The organism is Pseudomonas sp. RL_15y_Pfl2_60 (assembly GCF_963970595.1).
Classification (GTDB): Bacteria; Pseudomonadota; Gammaproteobacteria; order Pseudomonadales; family Pseudomonadaceae; genus Aquipseudomonas.
This window is the reverse complement of the sequence record NZ_CAXAOE010000006.1, coordinates 188696-203512: the sequence shown is the minus strand read 5'-3', so window position 1 is coordinate 203512 and position 14817 is coordinate 188696. Positions and strand designations below refer to the sequence as shown.

General features: G+C 57.7%; 13 protein-coding genes. 8 read left to right on the top strand and 5 right to left on the bottom strand.

The window, feature by feature from the left end:
• Window positions 1-185: 185 nt before the first annotated feature.
• The 3 genes from asd to AACY26_RS17350 form a co-directional block, all read right to left on the bottom strand.
• Window positions 186-1064 (bottom strand): archaetidylserine decarboxylase, encoded by an 879-nt coding sequence (gene asd / locus AACY26_RS17360; protein ID WP_339516109.1) that lies wholly within the window; start codon window positions 1062-1064, stop codon window positions 186-188.
• Window positions 1065-1147: 83 nt separating this feature from the next.
• Window positions 1148-1963: a rhodanese-like domain-containing protein gene (locus AACY26_RS17355; protein WP_339515848.1), complete on the bottom strand. Its 816-nt coding sequence runs from the start codon at window positions 1961-1963 to the stop codon at window positions 1148-1150.
• A gap of 160 nt (window positions 1964-2123) precedes the next feature.
• On the bottom strand, window positions 2124-3641 hold the full coding sequence (locus tag AACY26_RS17350) for an HDOD domain-containing protein (RefSeq protein WP_339515847.1): 1518 nt from the start codon (window positions 3639-3641) through the stop codon (window positions 2124-2126).
• A 216-nt stretch (window positions 3642-3857) separates the two neighbouring features.
• On the opposite strand from AACY26_RS17350, the gene motA reads away from it, so the two are divergent.
• Both motA and motB read left to right on the top strand, forming a co-directional pair.
• Window positions 3858-4709, top strand: a complete 852-nt coding sequence (gene motA / locus AACY26_RS17345) for a flagellar motor stator protein MotA (protein WP_339515846.1) — start codon at window positions 3858-3860, stop codon at window positions 4707-4709.
• A 10-nt stretch (window positions 4710-4719) separates the two neighbouring features.
• The gene (motB, locus tag AACY26_RS17340; protein ID WP_339515845.1) at window positions 4720-5745 is read left to right on the top strand and encodes a flagellar motor protein MotB; all 1026 of its coding nucleotides are present in this window, start codon (window positions 4720-4722) and stop codon (window positions 5743-5745) included.
• A gap of 104 nt (window positions 5746-5849) precedes the next feature.
• On the opposite strand, the gene rsgA is transcribed toward motB, so the two are convergent.
• Window positions 5850-6881, bottom strand: coding sequence for a small ribosomal subunit biogenesis GTPase RsgA (rsgA, locus tag AACY26_RS17335; RefSeq protein ID WP_339515844.1), 1032 nt, complete (start codon window positions 6879-6881; stop codon window positions 5850-5852).
• Window positions 6882-7050: 169 nt separating this feature from the next.
• Here rsgA and AACY26_RS17330 point away from each other — a divergent pair, with 169 nt between their 5' ends.
• Both AACY26_RS17330 and orn read left to right on the top strand, forming a co-directional pair.
• Window positions 7051-7842 (top strand): class I SAM-dependent methyltransferase, encoded by a 792-nt coding sequence (locus AACY26_RS17330; protein ID WP_339515843.1) that lies wholly within the window; start codon window positions 7051-7053, stop codon window positions 7840-7842.
• A 39-nt stretch (window positions 7843-7881) separates the two neighbouring features.
• On the top strand, window positions 7882-8424 hold the full coding sequence (gene orn, locus AACY26_RS17325; protein ID WP_339515842.1) for an oligoribonuclease: 543 nt from the start codon (window positions 7882-7884) through the stop codon (window positions 8422-8424).
• Here orn and queG read toward each other — a convergent pair whose 3' ends face one another.
• The gene (gene queG, locus AACY26_RS17320; RefSeq protein ID WP_339515841.1) at window positions 8425-9489 is read right to left on the bottom strand and encodes a tRNA epoxyqueuosine(34) reductase QueG; all 1065 of its coding nucleotides are present in this window, start codon (window positions 9487-9489) and stop codon (window positions 8425-8427) included.
• 60 nt (window positions 9490-9549) lie between these two features.
• Between queG and AACY26_RS17315 the strand changes: the two genes are divergently transcribed.
• The 4 genes from AACY26_RS17315 to mutL are packed head-to-tail and all read left to right on the top strand — an operon-like array spanning window position 9550 to window position 14810.
• Window positions 9550-11043: an NAD(P)H-hydrate dehydratase gene (locus tag AACY26_RS17315; RefSeq protein ID WP_339515840.1), complete on the top strand. Its 1494-nt coding sequence runs from the start codon at window positions 9550-9552 to the stop codon at window positions 11041-11043.
• Window positions 11036-11503, top strand: a complete 468-nt coding sequence (gene tsaE / locus AACY26_RS17310) for a tRNA (adenosine(37)-N6)-threonylcarbamoyltransferase complex ATPase subunit type 1 TsaE (RefSeq protein ID WP_339515839.1) — start codon at window positions 11036-11038, stop codon at window positions 11501-11503. The genes AACY26_RS17315 and tsaE overlap by 8 nt, the downstream gene beginning before the upstream one ends.
• Before the next feature lie 8 nt (window positions 11504-11511).
• Complete coding sequence (locus AACY26_RS17305; protein ID WP_339516107.1) at window positions 11512-12942, top strand: N-acetylmuramoyl-L-alanine amidase; 1431 nt, start codon at window positions 11512-11514, stop codon at window positions 12940-12942.
• The gene (mutL, locus tag AACY26_RS17300; protein WP_339515838.1) at window positions 12939-14810 is read left to right on the top strand and encodes a DNA mismatch repair endonuclease MutL; all 1872 of its coding nucleotides are present in this window, start codon (window positions 12939-12941) and stop codon (window positions 14808-14810) included. Before AACY26_RS17305 ends, mutL begins: the two co-directional genes overlap by 4 nt.
• Window positions 14811-14817 lie beyond the last annotated feature (7 nt).

Genomic DNA, 14817 nt, shown 5'->3' with positions numbered 1-14817 from the left:
TCTAGTGGTTATACTAGAAACCCTAGCAGCATCCTTGCGTGACATGGGTAAAAAGCGACTTGTATGTTGTTGAGTCGCAACGCTATTAGTGCGACCCGCTGCATAGCCTTGTATTGCTCAGGCTCGCTCGGTATTTCCTGAGCGAGCGTTTTTGTAACTGTACACTATTCATTGAAGCGTGGTGTCTATACGCCTGCTTTCAGCGCTTTGGAGCCCATGAGCTGGCCCATTTGCACACTGCTGCCTGCGCTCAGATCTTCGCACCATTTAACCTGTTCAGGGCCAAACAATACAACGGCAGTCGAGCCCAGTTTGAAGCGACCCATTTCAGCGCCTTTTTCAAGATGGATGGGTGCCCGTGCAGCTTCATCGTAGGCAAAGGTTTTCAGCTCACGCTTCGGTGGCGTAACCAGGCCAGCCCAGACGGTTTCGACCGAGGCGACGATCATTGCACCAACCAATACCACGGCCATTGGGCCGCGTTCGGTATCAAACAGGCAAACCACACGTTCGTTGCGGGCGAACAGTTCTGGCACATTTTCAGCTGTGGTCTGGTTGACCGAGAACAGGCGGCCCGGTACATAAACCATCTGCTTGAGTGTGCCAGTCAGGGGCATGTGCACGCGATGATAGTCTTTAGGCGACAGGTAAACCGTTGCGAACTCGCCGCCCATGAAAGGGCTCGCCAGTTGGGTATCGCCGCCCAGCAGTTCCACTACGCTGAAACTGTGCCCCTTGGCCTGGAATATCCGACCGTGCTCGATTTTACCGAGCTGGCTGATGGCACCGTCTGCCGGGCAGAGCACAGCCTCACTGCTGGCGTCGAGCGGACGGGCATCGTTTTTCAGTGCGCGGGTGAAGAATGCGTTGAAATGCTCGAAAGCCGTTGGGTCTTCGACCTGTGCCTGGCTCATGTCGACGTTGTAACGCTTGATGAACCAGTTGATCAGGCGGTTTTTGAACCAGGCTGTACGGCACTCAGCAGCGCAGCCAATCAGCCGCGACAATAAATGATGCGGCAGCAAATATTGGCTGATGATGAACAGGCGTTGTTTCATTGCAATTCCTTAGGGACGTTCTTGATTGTGCAGTGCCGCGATGCTGCAAGCACTGCACAGACTAATCTAATGTGCGTATACGTGATGGCTCAGCATTCTACCGGGGTATCGGGGTGGTTGCCCCATTCGCCCCAGGAGCCGGCATAGGCTTTGACATTGGGGTAGCCCAGGGCTTTTGCGGCCAAGTAGGTAAAGCCCGAGCGATGGTGCGTCTGGCAATGGGTAATCACTTCTTTGTCGGGCGTGATACCGAGTTTGTGTAGTACCTCGGCCATGTCTCGACGAATGCGCAGCGAGCGAGCCGGGTCCATGCCTGCGGTCCATTCAAAGTTGATAGCTCCAGGAATATGCCCGCCTTTGGCTGCCAGCACTTTCTCGCCACTGTATTCGCTCGGCCCGCGCGCATCCCAAATCGCCAAGTCGCTGGCGCCGAGGCGGCTTTGCAGGTATTCGCGGCTGGCGATTGGGCTCTCATCAAGCGTCAGTTCAACCTTGGTGTCGTGCAGCGCCGGTTGGACGAGGCTGACTTCACGGCTTTCTGCGAGCCAGGCAAGCAAGCCGCCATCAAGGTAGTGATAGTTGCTGTGTCCAATGACGTCGAGCAACCAGATAAAACGTCCGGCCCAGCCACCGCCCTCATCGTCATACACCACATAAACGGCGTTAGGATTATGCCCCAGTTCGCTAAACATCTGCTCCAGGCTTTCCTGATCAGGCAGCAGGCCGGGCGCTGGCGGCAGGCCCAGTTGCGTTTGCTTGGGATCGACAAAGTAGGCACCAGGAATATGCCCGGATGCGTAACGCGCTGCACTGGTGAGATCGACCAGTATCAGTTCAGGTGCGTCAAGGCGGCTGGCCAGCTCGGCAGGCTCAATAACCAGTGGGAGTTCAGCGAAGGCGGACATGCCGGACCTCAGTTATAGGTTGCTGATGGGGTAATGGGCGCCATTGTAACGGAAAGGCTGGATAAGCTTCGAACAACAAGTATTCGAGAGGTTTCTGCCGCTGCGCTGTTGCGGTCTGAGCAGGCGTCAAGCCTGAGTGCTCGGCATCTTTGCGGCCCGCTTAACGTCGGCGATTGGCGAAGTTACTGATTGCGCGCTCAATGCATTGGCTGGTCTTGGCGAAGAGTTGCAGGCGGCTCTCATCAAGCGCAGCACCGCCGCAATCACTGATCGCGATCATCACCACACGGCCATTGGCGCCCAGTGACCTGAGCAACAAATGTTCGCCAGCAAATAGCTCCTTGAGCGCGCCGGGCAGGCGGGCCGAGAACTGCGCCATATTTTCAGGGGTCAGACGAAGCTGGCCGGGTTTGCTCAGCAGGGTGCGGATCACCTGGCTATGTTGCGGATCAAGACTCAGACCGTTGGCTGTTTGATTGAGGCCAATGGGGTGTTGCGCGACCAGCTTGCCTTGTGTGCGATCAGCCAAAAGCAGCAAGACGCGCTGCATGCCGCTGGCGTGCAGCGCGCGGCTGGCGCAGGAGGTAAGTTGCAGGACATTGTTAAACGCACTCGGCTCGCTGAGCAGTTGCTGGCAGAGTTGGCGCCAGTCGTCCTTGTCGATAGCACTGGCCGGTGGCGGCTTGGCTGATTGCAGGTGGCTGACGTGCCAAGGCCAAAGCATTGCTTGAGCTGGGTGCCAAAGGTCGGTGGTCACCAGTTTGCGCGCACTGATAGCGGCTTGTTGGTGAACCCACTGTTGCAGGTCTGCAACCGGAGCTTGCAAGTACAAACCGGTAAGTTGCTGCCAGCGCAGGCTGTGTGGGCCATCCCAGGCGTGGTGTGCTGAAAGTGCCAGGCCGTTGGCCAGGAGAATGCAGTTGGCGGGTTGGCCAAGCCAGCGTTGCAGATCGGGGTCCGCATCCAGGCATTGCTGTTGGTGCAATGGGTGTTCGTTGTCGCGAGCAATCAACAGGGCTTTGGCCAGAAACCGCCGGTCATTGAGCAGCAGCCGGTAGCTGTAGCAAATCCATTCAGGCAGCTTCCAGCGTTCGGCCAGGGCCAGGCAAAGCTGGAGCAGGGGCACGCCCAGCATATCGATTTCGACTTTTTGCGCGGGCTCGGCCTCAACCAGCACGCGTTGCTCCCAGGTGCTGAGCAATTCTGGATAGGCCGATATCAGTGCCCAGGCCGGGGCCAGAAATAACAGGCTTCCCCAGTGAATCTCCTGCCACAGCCGAGCCAGACGGCTAGAAAACAGGCCGCTTGCTTGCTGGGAGGCGTGCTGGCTAATCAATTGGATTTGGCGCAATGCGAGCGGGATTTCTTCACGCCTCAAGGCCGGTAGGCGCTCAAGCAGGGTTTGCGTGCGCTGCAGTCCAAGCCTGTTGAGTGCGTTTTCGAGGCTTTCAGACGGCTCGCCCAGGCTGTTTTCCGAGGTATTGGCTTCGCGCAGGACGCTAATTGCCAAGGCTGGGCTGCTTTGAATCAATTCAGCTATTTCGCGCAAAGAACGGCGGCTGTCAGTCAGCGCTGCCAGAACTTTTTGTCGGCTTTCAATCTGTACCGGCAGCGGCTGTTTTTCTAACAGCTCCAGCCATGCATTCAATGTGCGCGGTCTAGCAATTTGATTAGGCATTGGGTGGGCCAAACTGGCTTTTATTATTTACTGACTATAGTCTCGCGCAATTCTTCCGATATAGAGAAGAGCTGTTTTAATTATTCCGAGTAACAGGCTTGAAAAACCAGTCGCGCCAGCGAACGCTGTCGTGCTCATGGAGCCTGCTACCTTGTTTGTTCATCGTGGGTTGGTTTTCGGTCGTTCCCTTACTTCAGGTCAGATAAGTTTTAAATTATGGCAAAAATCATCGGCATCATAGTGGTGTTCGCCAGCGTCTTGGGTGGTTTCATCATGTCTGGCGGCCATGTCATGGCATTGGTGCATCCTTTCGAGGTGCTGATTATCGGGGGCGCGGCTTTGGGGGCATTCCTCCAGGCGAACCCTGGCAGCACCTTTATGCAGGTGTTCAAGAAGTCGTTGAAAATGTTCAGCTCGCGCTTCACGCACGCCTATTACCTGGATGTGCTGAAACTGATCTACGAAATTCTTAACAAAAGCCGGCGCGAAGGCATGATGGCCATTGAGGCCGATGTTGAAGACCCAGCGGCAAGCCCGATATTCAGCAAGTACCCGGCGATCCTCAAGGATGAGCGGATGACGGCGTACATCTGTGATTACCTGCGCATCATGTCGTCCGGCAATATGGCGCCGCACGAGCTTGAGGGTTTGTTCGACATGGAAATCGCCAGCCTCAAAGAAGAGCTTGAGCATCCCAGCCATGCTGTTGCGAAGATTGCCGACGGCTTGCCGGCAATGGGTATCGTCGCTGCTGTATTGGGGATCGTGATTACCATGTCAGTTCTGGCCGAAGCCAATAACGCCGAGATCGGTGAAAAGGTCGGTACTGCATTGGCGGGTACCTTCATGGGTATCCTGGCTTCGTACGGCTTTTTTGGCCCGCTGGCCAGTTCTCTTGACCATGACGCCAAGGAGGAGGTCAACGTCTATGAGGCGATCAAGGCGGGTTTGGTCGCGTCTGCTTCCGGCATGCCGCCATCACTGGCTGTCGAGTTCGCCCGTAAAGTCTTGTACCCGGCGCACCGCCCAAGCTTTATCGAGCTTGAACAGGCCATGCGTGGGAATTAAAGGCTGAGTCATGGAGAATAATCAGCCAATCATTGTAAAACGCGTCAAGAAAGTCGTTGGCGGCGGGCATGGTGGTGCCTGGAAAATTGCCTTTGCCGACTTCGCAATCGCGATGATGGCGTTCTTTATGGTCATGTGGCTGATGTCGTCGGCCACGCCTGAACAGAAAAAGCTGATCTCCGGCTACTTTCAAGACCCGATTGGCTTCACTGAAAGTGCCAGTCCTTATGTGATTGATCTGGGTGGTTCGCCAACCCCTTCGCCTGACCGCACATTGAATCCTGAGATGCAGCCCCAGGAGTCGGAAAGTGCTACCGATGTGCAGCCTGAGGACGCCGACTCCACTTCGGTTGACCCGCAAAAGGCTGAAAGCATTGCCGAGCAGATGGAGCGTGAACGGCTGGAACTGTTGCTGCAGGAGTTGCAAAATAAGGTCAACGAAGACCCGCAATTGCGTAATTTCAAGGATCAGATCCTCTTTGAAATCACCCAGGATGGCTTGCGTATCCAGATCATGGATGCCGAGAATCGGCCCATGTTCGCCATCGGCAGCGCACGTCTGCAACCCTACTTCGAAGATATCCTGCTAGCGCTGACCGACACCATCAACGCGGTGCCGAACAAAATCAGTGTCAGCGGCCATACCGACGCCAAGCCCTTTGCTGGTACTGGTGGCTTTGGTAACTGGGAATTGTCGGCCAATCGCGCCAACGCGGCGCGCCGAGTGCTGGTCGAGGGCGGGTATGACCCGGATAAGGTAGCGCGGGTGGTGGGTTACGCCTCTTCAGCGCTGTTTGATCGTGAAGACCCGTTCAATCCAGTCAACCGACGCATCGATATCGTGGTGTTGACCAAGCGGGCGCAGCGCGCCATTGATGGCGCGCAGGGCACCGGGGACGCTAACCAGCCTGATGCTTCAGCCACACCTGATGCCGAGAGCCCTGCGCCCCAGGATATTTTGCCCTCTGAGGAAATCAAGCAGCGTCTGAATATCTTTGAAGACGGAACGCTCAAGGTCGACAAGCCCGAGCTTTAGCAGTGACAGACAAACAAAAGCCGCGAGTTTTCGCGGCTTTTGTTTGTCTGGTGAGTGATGCATGAGCATTCTGATCCGGCATCACCGGGCGCAGGCCCTGTTCTTTAATACTCGTCTTCAGGCAGGCTCGCCAGAATATGCCGGTAGCTGGCCATGCGTTGCGGCTGGATACGGCCTTCTTCAAGCGCCTTGAGTAACGCGCAGCCTGGCTCTCGGTCATGCTTGCAGTCACGAAAGCGGCAGTGGCCGAGCAGTTCGTGGAACTCGATAAACCCAGCTTCAACGTCGTCACGGCTGACATGGACCAAGCCAAACTCGCGAATTCCGGGGGAGTCGATCAATTCGCCACCGCCCGGGAAGTGGAACAGGCGCGCCGTGGTTGTGGTGTGAGTGCCTTTGCCGGTCAACTCGGACAGCGGGCCGACGCGGGTTTCAACTTCAGGCAGCAAGCTGTTGACCAGCGATGACTTGCCAACGCCGGACTGGCCGACGAACACGCTGACATGGCCGTCAAGCTGCTGCATAAGTTGCTCCATGCCGTCACCCTGATGAGCCGAGACCTCAAGTAGCGGATAACCCAGCTGGCGATAGACCGCGAGCATTGCATTGAGTGCAACCGCGTTTTGTTCGTCAATCAAGTCAGCCTTGTTGAGCAATAGCAGCGGGCGGATGCCAGCGTGCTCGGCGGCGACCAAGTAGCGGTCGATCAGGTTGGCATGGGGTTCTGGCAGGGGGGCAAAAACAATGACGATCAAATCAACATTGGCCGCCACCGGTTTTAGCTGGCCGCGGGTGTCTGGACGGCACAGCTCAGTGTTGCGCGCAAGTTGCGCAACAATAACGCCAATGCCCTGGTTGCCTGGACGCCAGACCACACGATCACCGGTGACCATGGTCGGCAGGTTGGCGCGCAGGTGGCAGCGAAAGACCTGGCCGGCCATTTCTCCTTCGAGCGCTTCGACTTCGACCTGAACGCCGAAATGAGCGATGACCAACCCGGTTTGCTCTGGGCCAAGGTCGCCGCCTTCCAGCGTTTGCAGTGCTTGTGATTCGCGCTTGGCGGCGCGGGCAGCACGCTCGCCCTGGATTTTTTCGATGCGCCAGTTTTGCCGGCGATTGAGTTGGCGTTTGGCCATGAAGGTTCCGAAGGTATGTTGCTTAAGGGGGCAGAGTTGCAGCCGTTTATTTCGCCGGTGATTCTAGCACGGGCAAGGCAAAGGCTTGTGCTCCGGCTAAACTGTGCAGCGCATCAGCCGACAAAGTCAGGCAATAAAATCATGTCGGTATTCAAGTGGGAGTGGATTGATGATGTTGGTTGAGGGGCTGCGCGGACTGGCCCAGCGTTATCCGGCATTGATAGCGCTGCTTGCACAGTTGGCGGCGACCGTGTTACTGGCGGTCATTGTGCTGCTGGCCAACTATATTGCTGACTGGCGCTTTGCCTGGCTGACCGCTGGTTTGCTGCAAGGCTTGATAGCGGCATGTATTGGCCGTTGGCTGGGGTTGTCGCGTTGGTGGTGGTGGCTGAACCTGGCGTTCGTGCCTGCATTGCTGGCCTTTGGTGGTGCTCCACTGCCGTCCTGGGTGTTCTTGCTGGTGTTTTTGACTTTGCTGTTGCTCAACTGGAATAGCTTTGGCGAGCGGGTGCCGCTGTACCTGACCGGCGCGCAGGGTACGCAATTGCTGACCGATATCCTTGTGCAACAACCTGAGCCGCTGCGGTTTATCGATTTGGGCTGCGGCCCTGCGGGACCATTACTGGCGCTTGCCCGGCAGTTTCCTGAAGGGCGCTTTGTAGGGGTCGAAACCGCGCCATTATCCTATTTGCTGGCGTTGCTTCGTTCACTGTTTCAGCACAATTGCAGCATTCGCTACCAGAGCCTTTGGCGCACCGACTTGGCTGGATTTAATGTGGTGTACTGTTTTTTGTCGCCAGCGCCCATGTTGGCGCTCTGGCAAAAGGCGTGTGCCGAGATGCAACCCGGCTCATTGTTTGTGAGCAACACCTTTGCCGTGCCTGATGTGCCGGCGGATCGGCAGCTCGATTTACATGACTGGCGCGATTCGAGCCTGCTGCTTTGGCGTATCCCCGGCTGATTTATTGGTTAAACTTGTTGGCACTCAGAGGAGCGACACATGCAAAGCGCAAACAACTTGATTTGGATTGACCTGGAAATGACCGGCTTGGATCCTGAGCGTGACGTCATCATCGAGATGGCCACAATTGTCACCGACAGTGATCTCAAGGTTCTGGCCGAAGGCCCGGTCATTGCTGTGCACCAGAGCGATGAAGCGCTGGCTGGCATGGATGAATGGAATACCCGCACTCACGGCGAAAGCGGCCTTACTCAGCGGGTGCGTGAGAGCAAGATCAGCCAGGCTGAGGCCGAAGCACAAACCATCGCCTTTCTCGAACAGTGGGTGCCGAAAGGCAAGTCTCCGATTTGCGGCAACAGCATTGGCCAGGATCGTCGTTTTCTGTATCGCTACATGCCAACGCTGGAGGCGTATTTCCACTACCGTTATCTGGATGTCTCGACCCTGAAAATCCTGGCGGACCGCTGGGCGCCGCAAATCAAGGAGGGCTTTGTCAAGAAAGGCACCCACCAGGCGCTGGATGATATCCGTGAGTCCATCGCTGAGCTGCAGTACTACCGCGAGCACTTCCTCAAGGTCTGATCAGGCTTGATTGTGGCGCTTGAGTGCCCATTCGACATGCTCGCGCACCAGCTCTGATGGGTAATCGCGTCGTGCTTTGAGCGCTTCGATTACCGGGATGCTCGAGGGCGCATTGCCAAGGCCGACGGCTAAATTGCGTAGCCAGCGTTCGTAACCCGCTCTGCGCAAAGGCGAACCCTCGGTGCGGCTGAGAAACTCTTCTTCGCTCCAGCAAAACAGCTCCGCCAGCTCGGCATTATCGAGTTGGTGGCGCGGTTTGAAATCTGATTGCTCGGTGGGGCTGGCAAAGCGGTTCCAGGGGCAGACCATCTGGCAGTCATCACAACCAAATACGCGGTTGCCGATAGGCGCGCGCAGCTCTTCGGGAATTGCGCCCTTGAGTTCTATCGTCAGATAAGAAATGCAGCGTCGGGCATCGAGCACATAGGGGCCGACAAAGGCCTGGGTTGGGCAAATATCCATACATGCCGTGCAGCGTCCGCAATGTTCGCTGCCATGCGGCGCATCTACCGGCAGCTCGATATCGACAAAGAGTTCGCCCAAAAAGAAATAACTGCCCGCCTTGCGGTTTAGCACCAAGGTGTTCTTGCCAATCCAGCCGAGGCCTGATTGTTCGGCGATAGCCTTTTCGAGCACTGGAGCGCTGTCGACAAAGGCACGAAAGCCAAAGGGGCCAATTTTCTCCTGGATGCGCTCTGCCAGATGCTGCAGGCGCTTGCGAATCAGCTTGTGATAGTCGCGCCCCAGCGCGTAGCGGGAGATATAGGCTTTTTCCGGCTGGGCCAGGCGCTTGGCCATTTGTGTGTCGCCGGGCAGGTAATCCATTCGCAGCGAAATTACCCGCAACGTACCGGGTACCAACTGCTCCGGGTGCGAGCGCTTGCTGCCGTGCGCGGCCATGTAATCCATCTCGCCGTGGTATCCAGCATCCAGCCAGCGCTGCAAGTGGGCCTCGTGTTCGCCCAGTTCGAGCCCGCTGATTCCAACCTGCTGGAAGCCCAGTTCTCGGCCCCAGTCTTTTATCGACTGCGCGAGTTGGTTGAGGTCAAGGGTATCGATAGACATGTTCAGCGGCAAACCAGGAGATGAGGTGCGTATAATTCTGCCAGACAACGGAGGACTCGCATGCCGGATTCTACAGGCTATTTTCCTTTAGCCCTCTATAGCGCTGCCCAAGTGCGGCAGCTTGACGCCAGTTTGATTGCCGCGGGAACTCCAGGCTTCGAGCTTATGAGCCGTGCTGCGCATGCTCTCTGGCGCGCCTTGCGCCAGCGCTGGGATGCTGTCGGCGAGCTGAGTGTATTGGCGGGCTGTGGCAATAATGCTGGCGACGGCTACTTGATTGCCGAGTTGGCATTGCGCGCTGGCTGGCAGGTCAAGGTGCTTGCCGTTGGTGACCCGGCAACGTTGGCTGGCGATGCAGCGCTGGCGTGCAGGCAAGCGCAGGCGGCAGGTGTGCCGATCGAGCCTTGGTCCGAGCGGGCACAGCTGAGTGGCGTACTGGTTGATGCAATGCTCGGTACAGGGCTCAATGGCCCGGTCCGGGCGCCGTACAACGCGGCTATCGCCCAGGTCAATGACAGTGGCCGGCCGGTACTGGCAGTGGATATTCCTTCAGGCTTGAGCGCCGATACCGGGCAGGTACTTGGCTGCGCTGTGCGGGCCGATATTACCCTGAGCCTGATTGGCCTGAAGCTCGGCCTGTTCACCGGACAAGCCTCTCAATACGTGGGGCAGCTACTATTTGATGCCTTGCAGGCGGACCCGGCTATTGTTGCGACGCAGGCCACCACGGCTGAGCGTCTGGCACCGGGTAACCTGCCGTTGTTGCCAGCACGCCGGCCGACTGTGCATAAAGGCCAGCTGGGGCATGTGCTGGTGGTGGGCGGTGATCGTAACTTTGCCGGCGCCGCCTTGCTCGCCGCGCAAAGTGCGTTGCGTAGCGGCGCCGGGCTGGTCTCTCTGGCAACCCGCGCGGAGCACGCGGTAGCTGCGCAGGCACGAATTCCAGAAGTGATGGCTGCCCCTGTGGCGTCTGCCAATCAACTGCTGGCGCTGGGCAAAGCTGCCTCGGTCTGGGTGATTGGCCCAGGCTTGGGGCAGGGCGCATGGGGCCGTAGCTTGTTATCGGCGGCGGCAGCCAATGATGCGCCGCAGGTCTGGGATGCCGATGCGCTGAACCTGTTGGCTTCAGGTTGTGTCTCATTGCCCGCACAGGCTGTCATCACCCCGCATCCGGGAGAGGCTGCACGCCTGTTGGGTATCAGCACTGCTCAAGTTCAGGCTGATCGTCCGGCGACAGCGCTGCTGCTGGCCAAACAGTTCAACACGGTATGCGTGTTAAAAGGGGCCGGTAGTCTGATTGCTGACCCTGGCGGGCAACTGCGATTATGTGATCGTGGCCATCCGGTGATGGCAGGGGCAGGGCTGGGTGATGTTCTGGCCGGGCTGATCGGCGCGCTGATGGCGCAAGGCCTGACGCCTTTTGCAGCCGCGAGTTTAGCGGTCTGGTTGCATGCCTGCGCTGGTGAGCGCCTGGCGGACAAGGGCGTGGGCCTGGCCGCCAGTGATTTGTGTGATGCCATTCGTCAGTTATTACAGGAGCAGTCTATTGTCTGAGTTAGAGCTGTACGCCGCTGATGAACAGGCCATGGTTGATCTGGGAGGGCGCCTTGCTGCCGCCACGGCTGGCATGGGGGTAATCTACCTGCACGGTGACCTTGGTGCCGGTAAAACGACATTCTCGCGCGGGATAATCCGTGGCTTTGGTCATGTGGGCGCGGTTAAAAGCCCAACCTTCACCTTGGTCGAGCCCTACGAATTGGATGATGTTCGGGTCTATCACTTTGACCTGTATCGGCTGGTCGATCCGGAAGAACTGGAGTTCTTGGGGATACGCGATTACTTCGAAGGCGATGCATTGTGCCTGGTTGAGTGGCCAGAGCGCGGAGCAGGCGTTTTGCCAAAGGCGGATATGGACATTACCATTAGCGTGCAGGGAGCAGGGCGAGCGCTGCGTTTTCAAGCGCATAGCCCGCGCGGTACTGCCTGGTGTGCCGACTTGGCCATTGGGAGATGAATCAAATAATGGGGTCGGGTATGCGCATAAGCGCGCGTTTAGTTTTAGTAGGGGTGGTGCTGGCGACTTTGGCGTCAGAGGTTATTGCTGCCTCGGATGTGCGCGGGGTTCGTTTGTGGCGAGCGCCGGATAACACCCGTTTGGTCTTTGATTTGTCCGGGCCGGTAAAACACAGCGTATTTACCCTGTCTGCGCCTGATCGCATCGTAATTGATATCAGCGGCGCCAAGATGGCGACCTCGCTCAATACGCTGTCCTTGAGCAATACGCCCATTACTGGTGTGCGTTCGGCGCAGCGAACCGCCAATGACCTGCGTGTGGTGATTGACCTTAAAGACTCGGTCACGCCAAAGAGTTTTACCTTGGCTCCCAATCAGCAATACGGCGACCGTTTGGTTGTCGATTTGTACGATAAAGGCGCCGATAGTACGCCGAACTTGCCGCCAACGACTGTATCGCCTTCAGCGCCTGTGCCGGTCACCCCGACTCAGGCTCCGCCGAAGCTGACCCCAATGCCAAGCGGTAAGCGTGACATCGTTATTGCCATTGATGCCGGTCACGGCGGTGAGGATCCGGGCGCGCTGTCGCCGGTCAAGGGGCGCGTGGAGAAAAACGTCACCTTGGCCATTGCCAAGGAGTTGCAGCGCCAGGTCAATGCCGAGAAAGGCTATCGTGGCGAGTTGGTACGCACTGGGGATTACTTTATTCCGTTGCGCAAACGTACCGAAATCGCCCGCAAGAAAGGCGCTGATCTGTTCGTTTCGATTCACGCCGATGCCGCGCCCTCGCGTGCAGCGTTCGGTGCATCGGTGTACGCCTTGTCTGATCGCGGCGCCACGTCCGAAACCGCGCGCTGGCTGGCAGACTCTGAAAACCAGTCGGACTTGATCGGCGGTGCTGGCAACGTCAGCCTCGATGACAAGGATCGAATGCTGGCAGGCGTATTGCTCGACTTGTCGATGACCGCATCCCTTTCTTCGAGCCTGAATGTCGGGCAGAAGGTGCTGGGCAATATTGGCCAAGTAACACCGCTGCACAAGCGCCGGGTAGAACAAGCTGGCTTTATGGTGCTTAAGTCGCCCGATATTCCATCGATCCTGGTGGAAACGGGGTTTATTTCAAATCTAAATGAGTCGAACAAGCTGGTCACTGCGAGTCACCAGCGGACTCTGGCGCGCTCGATCATGACCGGCGTCAAACAGTTCTTCGAGCAGAATCCACCGCCGGGTACCTATGTTGCCTGGATGCGCGACTCCGGCAAGATCGCACAGGGGCCGCGCGAGCATCGGGTCAGTTCTGGCGATAGCCTGGCGCTGATTGCTACGCGCTATCAAGTCAGCATGGCGTCTATCAAGCGCGCCAACTCGATGACATCCAACGTGGTCAAGATTGGCCAGGTTCTGAAAATTCCTGCCACCTCCTTGGCTGCGCAACCATGACCGATGCTTCACGAATCCAGCTGCTTAGCCCGCGGCTGGCTAACCAGATCGCCGCTGGCGAGGTGGTGGAACGGCCTGCTTCGGTCATCAAGGAGCTGTTGGAAAACAGTTTGGACTCCGGCGCTAAGCGCATCGAAGTGGATGTTGAGCAAGGTGGTGTAAAGCTGCTGCGGGTGCGTGATGACGGCACTGGCATCTCAGCCGATGACCTGCCTTTGGCGCTTGCCCGTCACGCCACCAGCAAGATTCGTGAGCTTGAGGATCTTGAGCAGGTTCTTAGCCTTGGTTTTCGTGGTGAAGCGCTGGCGTCGATCAGTTCGGTGTCGCGCCTGACCCTGACCTCTCGTACCGCCGATGCCGAGCAAGCCTGGCAAGTCGAAACCGAAGGTCGCGACATGCAGCCCCGGGTACAACCGGCGGCGCATCCGGTCGGGACATCGGTTGAAGTGCGGGATCTGTTTTTCAATACCCCAGCGCGGCGTAAGTTTCTGCGGGCCGAGAAGACCGAGTTTGATCACCTGCAAGAAGTGATCAAGCGCTTGGCGCTCGCCCGCTTCGATGTCGGTTTTCAGTTGCGCCACAACGGCAAGACCATTCTTTCGCTGCACGAAGCGCATGACGAGGCCAGCCGTGCCCGGCGCGTTTCTTCCGTGTGCAGTAATGGCTTTCTCGAGCAGGCCTTGCCGATAGAAATCGAACGTAATGGCCTGCGCCTGTGGGGCTGGGTTGGTTTGCCGACATTTTCGCGTAGCCAGGCCGATCTACAGTATTTCTACGTCAACGGGCGCATGGTCCGTGACAAGTTGGTCGCCCATGCCGTGCGCCAGGCTTATCGCGACGTGCTGTTCAACGGACGTCATCCGACCTTTGTGTTGTTTCTTGAGATCGATCCTGGCGTAGTCGATGTCAACGTGCATCCGACCAAGCACGAAGTGCGTTTTCGTGATGGGCGCATGGTCCATGACTTTCTGTATGGCACCTTGCATCGTGCCTTGGGTGATGTGCGGCCCGAGGATCAACTGGCTGCGCCTGCTTCGGTCAACACCATGGTGCGTCCGACGGGCCAGGCCGCTGGTGAGTTCGGTCCACAAGGTGAAATGGGGCTGGCCGCCAATGTGCTGGAACGCCCGCAGGCTGACTCGGTGTGGCGCTCGCCCGGTGCGGGCTTCCAAGGTACGCGCCCGGCGTTGCCGGCTGCTGAAGCTCAAGGGGCGTATCGCGAGTATTTCGCGCCAATGCCTGAGACGGCTGTTCCAGCAGGGTTGCCGCCAGAACAGGGCGATGTGCCGCCGCTTGGCTATGCCATCGCGCAGCTCAAGGGGATCTATATCCTCGCTGAAAACGTGCAGGGCATGGTGTTGGTTGATATGCACGCGGCCCATGAGCGCATCACCTATGAGCGCCTCAAGGTGGCAATGGCCAGTGAAGGCTTGCGCGGTCAGCCACTGTTAGTGCCTGAGTCGATTGCTGTCAGCCAGCGCGAGGCCGATTGTGCCGAAGAGCATGGGGCGCTGTTCCAGACCTTGGGTTTTGAACTGCAGCGCTTGGGGCCGGAAACCTTGGCAATTCGTCAAATTCCGGCGTTACTCAAGCAGGCAGAGGCTACGCGCCTGGTGCAGGATGTACTGAGCGATCTGCTTGAATATGGCACCAGTGACCGGATTCAGGCCCATATCAATGAATTGCTCGGCACCATGGCCTGCCATGGCTCGGTGCGTGCCAATCGACGCCTGACGTTGCCTGAAATGAACGCTTTGCTGCGCGACATGGAACATACCGAGCGCAGTGGACAGTGCAATCATGGGCGTCCAACCTGGACGCAAATGGGCATGGACGATCTGGATAAATTATTCCTGCGCGGGCGTTGATTGGCCG